The sequence below is a fragment of the Vogesella sp. LIG4 genome (assembly GCF_900090205.1).
GTDB lineage: Bacteria > Pseudomonadota > Gammaproteobacteria > Burkholderiales > Chromobacteriaceae > Vogesella.
This window is the reverse complement of record NZ_LT607802.1, coordinates 1,161,069-1,174,507: the sequence shown is the minus strand read 5'-3', so window position 1 is coordinate 1,174,507 and position 13,439 is coordinate 1,161,069. Positions and strand designations below refer to the sequence as shown.

The window sequence follows — 13,439 nt, the reverse complement described above, 5'->3', positions numbered from 1 at the left end:
GGAAAACCGATGAGCGAAAAAGTCTACGCCCGCAACGTCGAGGCACTGAAAAACGGTACCGTGATCGACCACATCCCGGCCGGTATGGGCCTGCGCATCCTGCACCTGTTCAAACTCACCGAATACGGCGAGCGCGTCACCGTGGGGCTGAACCTGTCCAGCGGCCACATGGGCGCCAAGGATCTGATCAAGGTGGAAAACCTGGTGCTGAGCGAAGAGCAGGCCAACGAGCTGGCGCTGCTGGCACCCAAGTGCACCGTCAGCGTGATCGAGGACTTCGAAGTGGTGCGCAAGCAGAAGCTGGCGATTCCGGAAGAAGTCACCGGCATCTTCGCCTGCGCCAACTCCAACTGCGTATCGCACGTGGAGCCGGTAAAGAGCCATTTCACCGTGCGCGTCACCGAGCACGACACCAAGATGAAGTGCAAATACTGCGAGAAGGTGTTCAGCAAGGACATCGTGGTAGGCAGCCGCTAAGCGCCGGCCCGCGCTGCACCGACCCGACGCCACCGCCCCGCGGTGGCGTTTTTCATGCGCCTGCGCCCAGCAATTGACTCCCCCGCCTCGCGGGCTATGGTGAAACTACCCGGCCAGCCTGCCCGCTGGCAGGCGCAGTCTGCCGCACCCGACGACCCCGATGGCCGCTGCCTGCAGCAGTGATCCACGCACGCGGGAGTCATCATGCTTACCCTTTACGAACGACTTGGCGGCGCCGACGGCATCCGCCGCATCATCGACGACGTGGTGGCCAACCACCTGTCCAACCCGGCTGTGCATCCCCGTTTTGCCCACGTTGCCGACCTTGGCCACCTCAAGGAAATGGTGTTCCAGTTTTTCTGCATGGGTAGTGGCGGGCCGCAGGTGTACTGCGGCAAGGACATGCGCAGCGCGCACCGCGGCATGAATATCAGCGAGCAGGAATACCTGGCGGTGATGGACGATATCCTCACGGCACTGGCCAGCAACAACGTAGCGGAAGACGCCCGCCACGAAGTGATCGCCATCCTGTACAGCCTGAAGGACGAGGTGATCCGGCAGTAAGCTCAGCGCGCCGGTGGCTGACGGGGCAGGGTGATCGCCACCCGCAGGCCGCCGGCGCTGGCGCTTTCCAGCCGGATCTGGCCGCCGTGGCCGCGCACGATCTCGCGCACGATGGCAAGACCGAGGCCGCAGCCGTCGCCGCCGGTCTGCTGGCCGCGGTAGAAGCGCTCGAACACCAGCGCGCGCTCCTGCGGCGCAATACCCGGGCCGCTGTCGGCCACTGTCAGTTCCACCTCGTCACCGCGGGCATGCGCACCGACGGTGATTTCACCGCCGGCCGGGGTGTAGCGCACCGCGTTGTCCACCAGGTTGGACAGCATTTCGCGCAGCAGCAAAGGTTGGCCGCATAAGGGGGCATGCTCGTCGCCCTCGTAGCCCAGGTCCAGCGACTTGCCCAGCGCCACGGTGACGAAGTCCAGGGTCACCGCGCGCGCCAGCTCAGCCAGGTCCAGCTCGGCGGTGTCGTGGCGGTTGGGGCCGGGTTCGGCGCGCGACAGCGCCAGCAGCTGGTTGGCCAGCCGTATCACCTGGTCGGTGGCGCGCACCAGCGCTGCCACACCACTGCGCTGCTCGGCTGGATCCGCCATGCGCAGCGTCACCTCGGCCTGGGTTTTCAACAGCGTCAGCGGGGTGCGCAGCTGGTGGGCGGCATCGGCGGTAAAGCGCTTCTGCACCGCCAGTTGCTGCTCCAGCTCCGCCAGCGCGCTGTTGAGTGCGCTGACCAGCGGCTGCAGCTCGCGCTGCACGCTGCCCACTTCCAGTTGCAGCGACGGGTCGCCGGCACGCTCGCGCAGGATGGCGCGCACCCGTTGCAGCGGCCGCAGCGCACGGTTGATGCCCACCGCCACCAGCAGCGCCGCCACCGCGCCGATCAGCCACTGCTGTGCCAGCGACTGGCGGAACAGCTGTCGCGCCAGCGCCTGGCGCGACAGGGTGGTCTCGCCCACCTGCACCAGCAGCAGGCGCTGGCCACCGCCGTAGAACAGCGGCACGCCCAGCGCCACGCTGCGGATTTCCTCGCCACGCAGGCGGGCATCGTAGAAACGCACCTCGCCCGCCGCCGGCAGGCTGGGCGGCTGTGGCAGTTCGCTATCGCCGGTAACGGTGGTGCCGCCGGCAAAACTGATGCGGTAGAACACCCGGTCCTGGAAGTGCGGATCGAACATCTCCAGCGCCGCCACCGGCAGGTCCACCACCAGTTCGCCATCCTGCAGCGTGATGCGCTCGGCAATGCTGCGCGCGGAAGCCTGCAGGGTGCGGTCGAAGGCGGCATTGGCCGCCTCGCGCGCGTTGTTCTGTGCCAGCCAGGCGGTGGCCGCCGCCAGCGGAAGCAACGGAATCACCACCCACTGCACCAGCTGGCGGCGCAGCGAACGGCTCATTTGGCCACGTCCAGCATATAGCCCAGCCCGCGCAGGGTGAGGATCACCACACCGCTGTCCACCAGCTTCTTGCGCAGCCGGTACACGTAGATTTCCATGGCGTCCGGGCTCAGGTCCTGGTCCAGGCGCACGATCTGCTCGGCCAGGGTTTCCTTGCTCACCGGCTTGCCCTGGCGGTAGAGCAGCACTTCCAGCACCGCCATTTCACGCGGCGTCAGCGCCAAAGGTTGGCCGCGCACGCTGTAGCGCTTGCTGGCCGGCTCGAACAACAGCTCGCCGCATTGCAGCACGCCGTCTTCCTTGCCCTGCGAGCGGCGCAGCAGCGCGCGCACCCGCGCTTCCAGCTCGGCCAGCTCAAACGGTTTGCCCAGGTAGTCGTCGGCGCCCAGGTCGAGGCCATGCACGCGCGCATCCACCCCGGTCTGCGCTGTCAATACCAGCACCGGCACCCGGTTGCCGCGCCGGCGCAGGCGCTTGAGCACCTCGAAGCCGTCCATGCGCGGCAGGCCAATGTCCAGGATCACCAGCGCGTAGGGCTCATAGCCCAGCAGCTGATCGGCCTGCACGCCGTCGGCGGCGACATCCACCGCGTGGCCGGCAGCCGACAGCGCCTTCTGCAGCCACAGCGCGATGTCGGGGTTGTCTTCGACCAGCAACAGTCTCATGGTCTCGCTCTCTCGTTCTCTCATTGCTTCGTGTGTTGTATGCCGGCAGCGCTGCGGTGGCGCGGCCGTCTTTTTTCATCGTAACACCCGTGTGCCACGGCTCCGCCCGGCACGCCGCCATGCTGCGGCTTTCTTGCACCAGTGCAGTGCAACAAGCGGCGGATGAAAGGGAATTGAAAGCTTGCCTTGCCAGACTAGCCACCAACGGAAGGAAAACCGCATGAACGCTTTGCGCGCACTGTTGCTGTTGTTGATCGCCGCCCCGCTGCTGGCGGGCGCTGCGCCGCGTAGCGCGCTGGAGGAAACCGCGCGCCGCGAAGGCGTGCTGCAGGTGGATTCCACCACCGACCGCGAACAGGTGGCGCCGCTGCTGGCAGCCTTCCACCAGCGCCACCCCTACCTGCGAGTGGACTACCGCGACCTGTCCGGTGCCGACATCTACCGCCGCGCACTGCGCGGCGAGCATGGCGACGTGCTGTGGAGTTCGGCGATGGACCTGCAGATCAAGCTGGTGAACGAGGGGCTGGCGCTGCGCTACAGCTCGCCGCAGAAGGCAGCGCTGCCCGGCTGGGCATCGTGGCGCGACGAAGTGTACGGCACCACCTTCGAGCCTATCGTGCTGGCCTACGACCGCCACCGCATTGCCGATGGCGACATGCCGGACAGCCATGCCGCGCTGCGCCGTGCCCTGCGCCAGGACGGCGCCCGCTGGCGGCTGGCCAGCTACGACGTGGCCAGCTCCGGTGCCGGCTATTTCTTTTTCAGCCAGGACTCGCGGCACAACCCGGAGTTCTGGGATCTGGCCGCGGCGCTGGGGCGCCACATGCGCTACCAGGACGGCAACAGCCTGACCCTGCTGCAGCGGTTGCAGCGCGGCGAAGCGGACATCGCCTACAACGTGCTGGGGCCGTATGCATGGCGCTTCGCCCGGCAGCACCCGCAGGTGGGCTGGCTGCTGCCGCAGGATTACACGCTGGTGGTCAGCCGCCTGCAATTGATCCACAAGGCGGCGCGGCACCCGGCAGCGGCCAGGCTGTGGATGGATTTCGTGCTGTCGCGCGAAGGTCAGCAGGTGCTGGCACAGGCCAGCGGCCTGCCGCCGATACGCAATGACCTGCCGCGGCGGCTGGGCAATGTCGATCTGGACCGCGAGGCGCCCAAGCTGCGCCCGATCCAGGTGGGCAGCGGCCTGCTGGTGTACCTGGACAGTGCCAAGCGCAGCCTGTTCCTGCGCCACTGGCAACAGCAGCTGGCGCCGGGCAGGGCGCCGTAAACCCCATTCGCAGACCGGTGCCGGCACCGGCTGCCAATACCGCCCCGGCAGAGGGCATACATCACACAACAACCGCATGACGGAGGAGAAACACATGAAACGCAAAGCACTGCTTGCCGCCTGCCTGCTCGCGCTGGCGCCGTTCGCCGCCCTGGCACAGGTGGACCAGTTCAAGATGATGGCGCCGGCCAACCCGGGCGGTGGCTTCGACACCGTGGCGCGCACCATGGCCGAAGCACTTCAGGCCACCGGCTACGCCAAGAGCGTGGTGGTGGAAAACAAGGCCGGCGCCGGCGGCGCCATCGGCATGGCGCAGTTCGTCAACAACGAGAAGGGCAACCCCAACGCCCTGCTGGTGGCCGGCGCCGTGACCGTGGGTGCGCTGGAGACCAACAAGTCGCCGGTGAACTTCGGCATGGTGACGCCGATTGCCCGCCTGATGGGTGAGTTCAACGTCATCGTGGTGCCGGCTTCCTCGCCGTACAAATCCATCAAGGACCTGCTGGCCGCCTACAAGGCCAACCCGGGCAGCGTCAGCATCGGTGGCGGCTCCGCCGGCGGCATCGACCACATCATGGCCAGCCTGATGTCGGAAAAAGCCGGCGTGGATCCGGCCAAGCTGAACTACATCCCGTTCGCCGGTGGTGGCGAGGGCAAGGCCGCCATCCTGGGCAGCCAGATCGCCGCCTACATCAGCGGCTACGGCGAGCTGGCCGACCTGATCAAGGCCGGCAAGGTGCGCGCGCTGGGCATCTCCGCCGCCACCCGCAACCCGGACATCCCGGTGCCGACCCTGCGTGAACAGGGCAGCGATGTGGTGGTGTACAACTGGCGCGGCGTGTTCGCCGCCCCGGGCATCAACGCCAGCCAGAAGGCCGCGCTGATCAAGGCGGTGGAAGTGGCGGTGAAATCGCCGGGCTGGAAAGCCAAGGCCGACAAGATGGAATGGCTGGACATGCTGCAGACCGGCGACAGCTTCAAGAGCTTCCTCGACGAGGACGTGAAGCGTACCGCCGCCACCGTGAAGAAACTGAAGCTGGGTAACTGAGCCATGATCAAGCGCGTATCCGGCGAGCAGTGGCTCGCCATCGGGGTGATCGTGCTGGGCATCTTCATGGCCTGGCAGATCGGCGATATCCCGAATGATGCCGGTTACGCCGGCATCGGTCCGCGCTTCTTCCCCACCCTGATCGTTTCCGGTCTCATCGTTGCCGGTGGCGCGTTGCTGATGCAGCGTCGCCACCGCAACGGGCCGGACACGGTGCTCAGCGACGGGGAAGACGACACGGACGCGCTGGAAGCCGAAGAAGCCGCCGAGCGCGGCGACCCGGACTGGCGCATGTTCGTCATTGCCAGCGGCAGCCTGATCGCGCACATGGCGCTGATCGGCCTGATCGGCTTCACCCTGGCCGGCACGCTGTTGTGCTTCGGCATCTGCCGCGCACTGGAAACCCGCCGTCCGGCGCTGGATCTGGTGCTGTCCTTCGCCCTGGCCCTCGTCCTGTTCCACCTGTTCAAGTGGCTGGGCCTGAACCTGCCGGCCCTGCTGCCGGGGGGAGTACTGTAAATGGAATCCTTGAATGCGCTGTTCAGCCTGGGCTTTGCTACCGCACTGACCCCGGCCAACCTGCTGTGGGCGCTGCTGGGCTGTACCCTGGGCACCGCCATCGGCGTGCTGCCCGGCGTGGGCCCGGCAGTAACCGTGGCGCTGCTGCTGCCGGTGACGCAAAGCGTGGATCCTACCGGCGCGCTGATCATGCTGGCCGGTGTCTACTACGGCGCCATGTTCGGCGGCTCCACCACCTCCATCCTGCTCAATACTCCGGGTGAGGCCGGCTCCATCGTCTCGGCGCTGGAAGGCAACAAGATGGCCAAGGCCGGCCGCGCCGGCCCGGCGCTGTCCACCGCCGCCATCGGCTCCTTCGTGGCCGGCAGCATCTCCACCGTATTGCTGTCGCTGCTGGCACCGGTGATCGCCGGCTTCGCGCTGCAGCTGGGCCCGGTGGAAACCTTCGCGCTGATGATGCTGACCTTTGCCGCGGTATCCGCGGTGCTGGGCAACTCGCCGCTGAAAGGCTGCATCGCGCTGCTGCTGGGCCTGGCCATCGGCCTGATCGGCATCGAGCCGCAATCCGGCCAGAGCCGCTTCACCTTCGGCCTGCTGCCGCTGATCGACGGCGTGGATATCGTGGTGATCGCCATGGGCCTGTTCGCGGTTGGCGAGACGCTGTACACCGCCACCTACGAGAACAAGGTCAAGGCCGGCCTGGAAACCATGGGTGGCAGCTTCTGGATGAGCAAGAGTGACTGGCGCCGCTCGTGGAAGTCCTGGCTGCGCGGCACCGCCATCGGCTTCCCGTTCGGCACCCTGCCGGCCGGCGGTACCGAGATGCCGACCTTCCTGTCCTACTCGGCGGAGAAGAAGCTGGCCAGCCCGGAGGCGCAGAAGGAATTCGGCAAGGGCGCCATCGAAGGCGTGGCCGGCCCGGAAGCGGCCAACAATGCCGCCGTCACCGGTACCCTGGTGCCGCTGCTGACGCTGGGCATCCCCACTTCGGCCACCGCGGCCATCATGCTGTCTGCCTTCCAGCAGTACAACATCGTGCCCGGCCCGCTGCTGTTCGATACCAACCCGGAGCTGGTGTGGGGCCTGATCGCCTCGCTGTACATCGGCAACGTGATGCTGCTGGTGCTGAACCTGCCGCTGGTGGGGTTGTGGGTGCAGTTCCTGAAAGTGCCGCGCCCACTGCTGTATGGCGGCATCGTACTGCTGGCCACCATGGGCGCCTACGCGCTGCGCCAGAGCTGGTTCGACCTGATGCTGCTGTACGTGATCGGGGTGCTGGGCTTCCTGATGCGGCGCTATGACTTCCCGGTGGTGCCGCTGGTGGTGGGGCTGATAGTGGGGCCGATGGCGGAAAAACACTTCCGCCGCGCCATGTCCATCCACCAGGGCGACCTGACGGTATTCCTCACCCACCCGATCTCGCTGGCCATTCTGCTGGTGACGGTAGCCATCCTGGTGGTGCCGCCGCTGCTGAAACGCCGCCAGCGCCTGCTGGCCGCCGCCTGAACAGCATGCGGCCACACTGAACACCGTACTTCCCAGTACCGGTCCTTGCGCCAGCGCGCCCGTCTGCGGCCGCTGGCGCTTTTTTTGCCCGGCAGGCCTACAGCAACGGCAGCAGGATCAGTGCCACCAGCAGGCTCCACACCAGCGCGCCGACGCTGAACACGGTGTAGGCCAGCGCTTCGGTACGCACCGAGTCATCGTGCTCGAACAGCGCATCCAGCCCGTGGTACAGCAGCAGGCCGGATGCCAGCAGCCCCAGCACGCCCACCGCGGCATTGAACAGCGGCCACGGCAGCAGCAGGGTGAGCGACGACAGCCAGATCGGCAGTGCCACCAGCGCCGCCAGCCGGTAGCAGTCGGCATACGGCGGGCGCGCTTCGGCATGCACCGCCATGCGGATGAAGCCTGCCATCAGGTGCACGCTGCCCCAGCAGGCACACCAGAACAGCGCCACCATTACATCCCAGCGCAGCATGGACAGGTTGGCCGCATAGACATGGCCGTTGATGTGGCCGGCGTACAGCAGCATGGCGGCCGCCAGAGTGGAGGCGGGCAGCACCACGTGGCTGAAGCTGGAGCCTGCGCCCGGGTGGCGGGTGGATAGCTCATCCCAACCGTGGTGGGACGACATCAGCATGCGGAACGGGGTAAGCGGGGTCATGGCAGTACTCCCTGGGCAGTGCCCGGCAAATGACGGGTGGTACCATAAATATATCGTGATACGATATAAATTCAAGCCGGGTTTCAAGCTGGTGCGTGCCGTGCTGCAAGCGGATGCGGCTTGCACCAGCAGGCAGCCATTTACCACGCCGCAAGCCGCAGCAAGCAGGCATGCCTTTTGCAATGCCATGTAATCCAGTATGCAGGAGCGCGTCATGCTAGCCCGCTTTGCCAAACCGTCAGCCGCCGCCACCAGCGAAGCCGTGATTTTCAATTACCAGCGTCCCACCCGCGCGCGCCTGGTCGCCCAGGACTGCCGCGGCGGGCTGTGGCTGGTGGAGGTGTTTGATTCCCTGCACAAGGTATGGGTGTGGCAGGACGAGAGCCACGATATGGAAAAGGCGGTGGACGATGCCCGCCGCCTGAGCCTGTTCCCCGGCTGATGCGGCCAACGTTGGCCGCAAGGGTCAGATGGCGGGTTCCTCGCTGCCCGGGCCGCTGTGCAGCAGCAGCTCCAGCGAGGCAAAACCACCCAGCTGGCGCAGTGCCAGCAGTTCGTCGCGGTGCGCGCGCGCCATTTCTTCCACCAGCTGCTCGCCCAGCGGCAGCAGGCTCACTTCCACGCAACGCTTGTCGTCGCGCCCCGGCGTGCGCTGCACCAGGTTCAGCGCCTCGCAGCGGCTGATCAGCCCCACCACGCTGTGATGCTGGGTCTGCAGCCGCTCGGCCAGCTCGGCCACCGTGGCCCAGTCGCGGCCAGGGTAGCCGCGCAGTTGCAGCAGCACCTGGTACTGCTGCGGCGTCAGGCCATGTTCCTGCGCCAGTTCTTCGCTGAAACGCAGGAAGCGGCGCAGGCGGTAGCGGAAGTCGGCGAGACGCTGAAAATCGTCCTTGCTGAGGGTGTCAGGCGGGGTCATGGCAGGCAGCGGCAGGGAAACCGCGCCACGGTATCACAATTCCCCACCGTGAAGGGTCTCGGCGGCATAGCACACCGGCGAGGCGAGGCAGGCCGCACCGGCGCGCCAGTCTTCCGCCGCCAGCCGTGCTTCCAGGAACTGCACCAGCGCCACCACCGGGTTGGCTTCCACCATCGGGGTATCGTGCAGCAGCACCACTTCGCCGTACTGCCGCACCGCGTCGATGAGCGGCTGCCAGCGTGCCGGGTTGGCCGCAAGGTCGGCCCAGTAGCTGTCGCAGAAATACGGCCAGCGGCCTTCGTCGCGCCGCAGCCAGGCCAGCAGGCCATCGGCCGGCGCCACGCGCGGCAGCCAGCGCGCACGGGTGATACTGCGCCGCGGCAGGCCGGTGGGCCAGCTGGCGGTAATCAGAAATACGTTGTCGGCGCGCTGGCAGTAGTCGGCTACAGCCAGCAGGCGGATGCGCGATGCCATGATTGTTCTCCTTGCTGTGGCGGCCGCTATTCACGACTGCACAAATATATCGTAGAACGATATATCTACAAAAACCTTGATCCAGCGCACCCGCCCCGCACATTTCACCGTTACCGGAAAAAAGCGCCTCGTTCAGGCTTTATTTGTTAAAAAAAAAAGCGGGCCATATGGCCCGCTGAACACCCTCTACTTCAGCATCAGTAGTCTGTTACGCTGCCGCGCCCTTGCTGCTTGGCAGGGCTTCGAACTGTTTGCGCAGTTCGGCCAGTTTCTGGCGCGCCACATTCAGGCCGGCTTCCTTCACGTGGCCGAAGCCGCGCACGCCTTCGTACTGCTTGATCATCTCGGTGGCGGTGGCCAGGTTGCCCAGCTTGAGCTTGCCAGTCAGTTCGTTCACCAGCTGCTCGAACTCGACGATCAGCTCGCGCTCCAGCTTGCGGTCGCTCTGCCAGCCGAACGGATCCAGCGCGGTACCGCGCAGCCCCTTGAAGCGGGCCAGCACGCCCATCACCTTCAGCGCCCACGGGCCGAGGTTGATCTTTTTCGGCTGGTGACCGGTCATCCAGCTGGCGCCAAAGTGGAAAGTCAGCTTGAAGTCGCCATCGAACTGGGCGGCCAGCTCGCGCTGGAACTCGCCGTCGCTGTACAGGCGCGCCACTTCGTACTCGTCCTTGTAGGCCAGCAGGTGGTAGTAGTTCTTCGCCACCGCCAGGGTCAGCGCGCTGCTGGCCGGGTTCACCTGCTCCTCGGCCTGCTTCACGCGTTCCACCAGCGCCTTGTAGCGGGCGGCCAGCTTGTCGTTCTGGTAGGCCGTCAGCTCCTTGCTGCGGTGATGCAGCACGCCTTCCACGGTTTCACGTGGAACGAACTGCACTACGGTAGACGGCGACACCAGCGCTTCCACTTTTGCCGGGTCATGCGCGGCATGACGGCCCCAGGCGAAGGCATCCTGATTGAATTTCACCGCGGCGCCGTTCAGCTCGATGGCGTGCATGATGGCTTCCAGCGACACCGGTACCAGGCCGCGCTGCCAGGCGTAACCCAGCATGAACATATTGGCGGCGATGGCATCGCCCAGCAGGGCGGTGGCGATGCGGGTGGCGTTCACCTCGGCATAGTTGGCCGCACCCACCGATTCGACGATGGCGTCCTTCATGGCTTTGGACGGGAAGCGCACGTCCGGGTTTTTCAGGAAGGCGCTGGTCGGCGATTCGTAGTTGTTCACCACCGCGTGGCTGAAACCGTCGCGCATCTTGGCCATGGCTTCCTCGGCGGCGGTCACCACCAGGTCGCAACCCAGCACCAGGTTGGCGTCGCCGGCGGCGATGCGCACTGCGTGCAGTTGTTGCTGGCTGTCAGCGATGCGCACGTGCGACCACACCGAGCCGCCTTTTTGCGCCAGGCCAGCCATGTCCAGCACCGTCACGCCCTTGTTGTCGAGGTGGGCAGCCATGCCCAGCACCTGGCCGATGGTAACCACGCCGGTACCGCCGATGCCGGTGACCATGATGCCGTACGGCTCATGCGCACCCGGCAGGCGCGGCATCGGCAGCTCGCCCATGCTGTCCAGGCTGGTCTTGCCGCTGCCGGATTTCTTCAGCTTGGCGCCGGCTACCGACACGAAGCTGGGGCAGAAGCCTTCCACGCAGCTGTAGTCCTTGTTGCAGCTGCTCTGGTCGATCTTGCGCTTGCGCCCCATGGCGGTTTCCACCGGCAGCACCGACAGGCAGCCGGATTTCTTGCTGCAGTCGCCACAGCCTTCGCACACGCGCTCGTTGATGAAGGCGCGGCGATCCGGGTCCGGGAATTCCTTGCGCTTGCGGCGGCGGCGCTTCTCGGCGGCACAGGTCTGATCGTGGATCAGGATAGTGGTGCCTTCGACATCGCGCAGTTCGCGCTGGATGCGGTCCAGCTCGCGGCGATGGAACACTTCCACCCCCGGCGCCAGGCCTTCTTTCAGGCCGTGGGCGGTGCGGTACTTGTCCGGGTCGTCGCTGGTGATCACGATGCGGCTCACGCCTTCGGCATGCACCTGGCGGGTGATCATCGGCACGTCCAGGTAGCCGTCCACGTGCTGGCCGCCAGTCATGGCCACCGCGTCGTTGTAGAGAATCTTGTAGGTGATGTTCACCTTGCCGGCCACCGCGGCGCGGATCGCCAGCAGGCCGGAGTGGAAGTAGGTGCCATCGCCCAGGTTGGTGAAGATGTGCTTGGTGGTGGTGAACGGCGCCTGGCCCAGCCAGGTGATGCCTTCGCCGCCCATCTGGGTGAAGGTCTTGGTGCTGTCGCCCTCGATCCAGTGCGCCATGTAGTGGCAGCCGATGCCGGCCACCGCGCGGCTGCCTTCCGGCACGCGGGTACTGGTGTTGTGCGGGCAGCCGGAGCAGTAGTGCGGCACGCGGGCGATGGCCTCGCGCGGCTTCACCAGCTGCGCTTCTTTTTCTTCGTAGAACTTCAGCCGGTCGTGAATCACCGGGCTGTCGTAGATATTGGCCAGGCGCTTGGCAATGGCGCGGGCGATCATCGCCGGGGTCAGCTCGCCGGCCGCCGGCAGCAGCCAGTCGCCGTGCGGCAGTGCCCATTCGCCTTTCTCGGCGAACTTGCCCACCACGCGCGGGCGCACGTCGTCGCGCCAGTTGTACAGCTGTTCCTTCAGCTGGTATTCGATGATCTGGCGTTTTTCTTCCACCACCAGGATCTCGTCCAGGCCTTCGGCGAACTGGCGCACGCCTTCCGGCTCCAGCGGCCACACCATGCCCACCTTGAAGATGCGCAGGCCGATGTCTGCGGCCAACGTTTCATCGATGCCCAGGTCGTCCAGCGCCTGCATCACGTCCAGGTAGCTCTTGCCACAGGTGATGATGCCCAGGCGCGCCTTGGGCGAATCCAGGGTGACGTGATTCAGTTTGTTCACACGGGCGTAGGCCAGCGCCGCGTACAGGCGGTGGTGCAGCACGCGCTTTTCCTGCGCCAGCGGGGTGTCCGGCCAGCGGATCGACAGGCCGTCTTCCGGCAGCGGGAAGTCATCGGGAATCACCGGCTGCACCCGTTCCGGGCTCACATCCACCACAGCGGAGCTTTCCACGGTGTCGGAGATGGCCTTGATCGCCACCCAGCAGCCGGAATAGCGGCTCATCGCCCAGCCGTGCAGGCCCAGGTCCAGCACTTCCTGCACGCCGGACGGCGACAGCACCGGGATCATGCTGGCGGCCAGGATATGGTCGGACTGGTGCGGGAAGGTGGAGGATTTGGCGGCATGGTCGTCGCCGCACACCAGCAGCACGCCACCATTCTTGCTGGTGCCGGCCACGTTGCCGTGCTTGATCACGTCGCCGGAGCGGTCCACGCCCGGGCCCTTGCCGTACCACATGGCGTACACGCCGTCGTACTTGGCGCCTTCGAACATGTTCACCTGCTGGGTGCCCCATACCGCGGTGGCAGCCAGGTCTTCGTTCAGGCCGGGGTGGAACACCACGTTGTGTGCAGCGAGGTGTTTTTCCGCCTTCTGCATGTTCTGGTCGACGTTACCCAGCGGCGAGCCGCGGTAGCCGGTAACGTAACCGGCGGTGTTCAGGCCGGCGGCGCGGTCGCGCTCCTGCTGCATCATCGGCAGGCGCACCAGCGCCTGAATGCCGTTCAGCAGCACTTCGCCGGTGGGGGCGGTGTACTTGTCTTCCAGTTCGACGTGGCGAATCGACATGGTTTCTCCTCCATGTTTGTGCTTGTGGCAACGGGTCGGGTGGGCCTTGTGAGCGGTCCCGATCTGGCTGGCTCTCTGTCTTTATAGGTGGCGAGGCGTCTATGCGCCGACTGCTGCGGACATTAATTGACGTGAACGTAAACGTCAAAGTGTTTGTCGTTTATTGCGGTCTCTACCTAGTGGACTGCGGCAAATGTGCCAACGCAGCAAAACCGGCAGCCACAACGCACCTGTGCCTATCGTTGTGCCAACTT

13 protein-coding genes are annotated in these 13,439 nt (G+C 65.9%); 7 read left to right on the top strand and 6 right to left on the bottom strand.

Features of this window, described 5'->3' with window-relative positions; all coding sequences use genetic code 11:
* Positions 1-9 precede the first annotated feature (9 nt).
* Both pyrI and PSELUDRAFT_RS05515 read left to right on the top strand, forming a co-directional pair.
* The gene (pyrI, locus tag PSELUDRAFT_RS05520; protein WP_088965891.1) at positions 10-477 is read left to right on the top strand and encodes an aspartate carbamoyltransferase regulatory subunit; all 468 of its coding nucleotides are present in this window, start codon (positions 10-12) and stop codon (positions 475-477) included.
* A gap of 204 nt (positions 478-681) precedes the next feature.
* A complete protein-coding gene (locus PSELUDRAFT_RS05515; RefSeq protein ID WP_231895310.1) occupies positions 682-1,041 on the top strand; it encodes a group 1 truncated hemoglobin in 360 nt (119 codons plus the stop codon).
* Positions 1,042-1,043: 2 nt separating this feature from the next.
* Here the strand turns inward: PSELUDRAFT_RS05515 and PSELUDRAFT_RS05510 are convergent, their stop codons facing one another.
* Together PSELUDRAFT_RS05510 and PSELUDRAFT_RS05505 are read right to left on the bottom strand one after the other, a co-directional pair.
* Positions 1,044-2,423: a sensor histidine kinase gene (locus PSELUDRAFT_RS05510; protein ID WP_088965889.1), complete on the bottom strand. Its 1,380-nt coding sequence runs from the start codon at positions 2,421-2,423 to the stop codon at positions 1,044-1,046.
* Complete coding sequence (locus tag PSELUDRAFT_RS05505; protein WP_088965888.1) at positions 2,420-3,088, bottom strand: response regulator; 669 nt, start codon at positions 3,086-3,088, stop codon at positions 2,420-2,422. Before PSELUDRAFT_RS05505 ends, PSELUDRAFT_RS05510 begins: the two co-directional genes overlap by 4 nt.
* A 220-nt stretch (positions 3,089-3,308) precedes the next feature.
* Here PSELUDRAFT_RS05505 and PSELUDRAFT_RS05500 point away from each other — a divergent pair, with 220 nt between their 5' ends.
* From PSELUDRAFT_RS05500 to PSELUDRAFT_RS05485, 4 genes are all read left to right on the top strand, one after another.
* Positions 3,309-4,361, top strand: coding sequence for an ABC transporter substrate-binding protein (locus tag PSELUDRAFT_RS05500; protein WP_088965887.1), 1,053 nt, complete (start codon positions 3,309-3,311; stop codon positions 4,359-4,361).
* Positions 4,362-4,455: 94 nt separating this feature from the next.
* Positions 4,456-5,409: a tripartite tricarboxylate transporter substrate binding protein gene (locus PSELUDRAFT_RS05495; protein WP_088965886.1), complete on the top strand. Its 954-nt coding sequence runs from the start codon at positions 4,456-4,458 to the stop codon at positions 5,407-5,409.
* A gap of 3 nt (positions 5,410-5,412) precedes the next feature.
* Positions 5,413-5,928, top strand: coding sequence for a tripartite tricarboxylate transporter TctB family protein (locus PSELUDRAFT_RS05490; RefSeq protein WP_088965885.1), 516 nt, complete (start codon positions 5,413-5,415; stop codon positions 5,926-5,928).
* Positions 5,929-7,434 (top strand): tripartite tricarboxylate transporter permease, encoded by a 1,506-nt coding sequence (locus PSELUDRAFT_RS05485; RefSeq protein ID WP_088965884.1) that lies wholly within the window; start codon positions 5,929-5,931, stop codon positions 7,432-7,434.
* A 97-nt stretch (positions 7,435-7,531) separates the two neighbouring features.
* On the opposite strand, the gene PSELUDRAFT_RS05480 is transcribed toward PSELUDRAFT_RS05485, so the two are convergent.
* Entirely contained in the window at positions 7,532-8,095 is a 564-nt protein-coding gene (locus PSELUDRAFT_RS05480; protein ID WP_088965883.1) for a YIP1 family protein, read from the bottom strand.
* A gap of 214 nt (positions 8,096-8,309) precedes the next feature.
* On the opposite strand from PSELUDRAFT_RS05480, the gene PSELUDRAFT_RS05475 reads away from it, so the two are divergent.
* A complete protein-coding gene (locus PSELUDRAFT_RS05475; RefSeq protein ID WP_088968397.1) occupies positions 8,310-8,537 on the top strand; it encodes a hypothetical protein in 228 nt (75 codons plus the stop codon).
* 24 nt (positions 8,538-8,561) lie between these two features.
* Here PSELUDRAFT_RS05475 and PSELUDRAFT_RS05470 read toward each other — a convergent pair whose 3' ends face one another.
* The 3 genes from PSELUDRAFT_RS05470 to PSELUDRAFT_RS05460 form a co-directional block, all read right to left on the bottom strand.
* Entirely contained in the window at positions 8,562-9,011 is a 450-nt protein-coding gene (locus PSELUDRAFT_RS05470) for a MarR family winged helix-turn-helix transcriptional regulator (protein ID WP_088965882.1), read from the bottom strand.
* 33 nt (positions 9,012-9,044) lie between these two features.
* The gene (locus tag PSELUDRAFT_RS05465; RefSeq protein ID WP_088965881.1) at positions 9,045-9,485 is read right to left on the bottom strand and encodes a DUF488 family protein; all 441 of its coding nucleotides are present in this window, start codon (positions 9,483-9,485) and stop codon (positions 9,045-9,047) included.
* A 208-nt stretch (positions 9,486-9,693) separates the two neighbouring features.
* Complete coding sequence (locus PSELUDRAFT_RS05460; RefSeq protein WP_088965880.1) at positions 9,694-13,185, bottom strand: indolepyruvate ferredoxin oxidoreductase family protein; 3,492 nt, start codon at positions 13,183-13,185, stop codon at positions 9,694-9,696.
* Between the last annotated feature and the right edge of the window lie 254 nt (positions 13,186-13,439).

Coding starts and splice junctions, on each gene's coding strand:
- pyrI (WP_088965891.1), top strand. CDS start 10: ATGAGCGAAAAAGTCTACGCCCGCAACGTCGAGGCACTGAAAAACGGT.
- PSELUDRAFT_RS05515 (WP_231895310.1), top strand. CDS start 682: ATGCTTACCCTTTACGAACGACTTGGCGGCGCCGACGGCATCCGCCGC.
- PSELUDRAFT_RS05510 (WP_088965889.1), bottom strand. CDS start 2,423: ATGAGCCGTTCGCTGCGCCGCCAGCTGGTGCAGTGGGTGGTGATTCCG.
- PSELUDRAFT_RS05505 (WP_088965888.1), bottom strand. CDS start 3,088: ATGAGACTGTTGCTGGTCGAAGACAACCCCGACATCGCGCTGTGGCTG.
- PSELUDRAFT_RS05500 (WP_088965887.1), top strand. CDS start 3,309: ATGAACGCTTTGCGCGCACTGTTGCTGTTGTTGATCGCCGCCCCGCTG.
- PSELUDRAFT_RS05495 (WP_088965886.1), top strand. CDS start 4,456: ATGAAACGCAAAGCACTGCTTGCCGCCTGCCTGCTCGCGCTGGCGCCG.
- PSELUDRAFT_RS05490 (WP_088965885.1), top strand. CDS start 5,413: ATGATCAAGCGCGTATCCGGCGAGCAGTGGCTCGCCATCGGGGTGATC.
- PSELUDRAFT_RS05485 (WP_088965884.1), top strand. CDS start 5,929: ATGGAATCCTTGAATGCGCTGTTCAGCCTGGGCTTTGCTACCGCACTG.
- PSELUDRAFT_RS05480 (WP_088965883.1), bottom strand. CDS start 8,095: ATGACCCCGCTTACCCCGTTCCGCATGCTGATGTCGTCCCACCACGGT.
- PSELUDRAFT_RS05475 (WP_088968397.1), top strand. CDS start 8,310: ATGCTAGCCCGCTTTGCCAAACCGTCAGCCGCCGCCACCAGCGAAGCC.
- PSELUDRAFT_RS05470 (WP_088965882.1), bottom strand. CDS start 9,011: ATGACCCCGCCTGACACCCTCAGCAAGGACGATTTTCAGCGTCTCGCC.
- PSELUDRAFT_RS05465 (WP_088965881.1), bottom strand. CDS start 9,485: ATGGCATCGCGCATCCGCCTGCTGGCTGTAGCCGACTACTGCCAGCGC.
- PSELUDRAFT_RS05460 (WP_088965880.1), bottom strand. CDS start 13,185: ATGTCGATTCGCCACGTCGAACTGGAAGACAAGTACACCGCCCCCACC.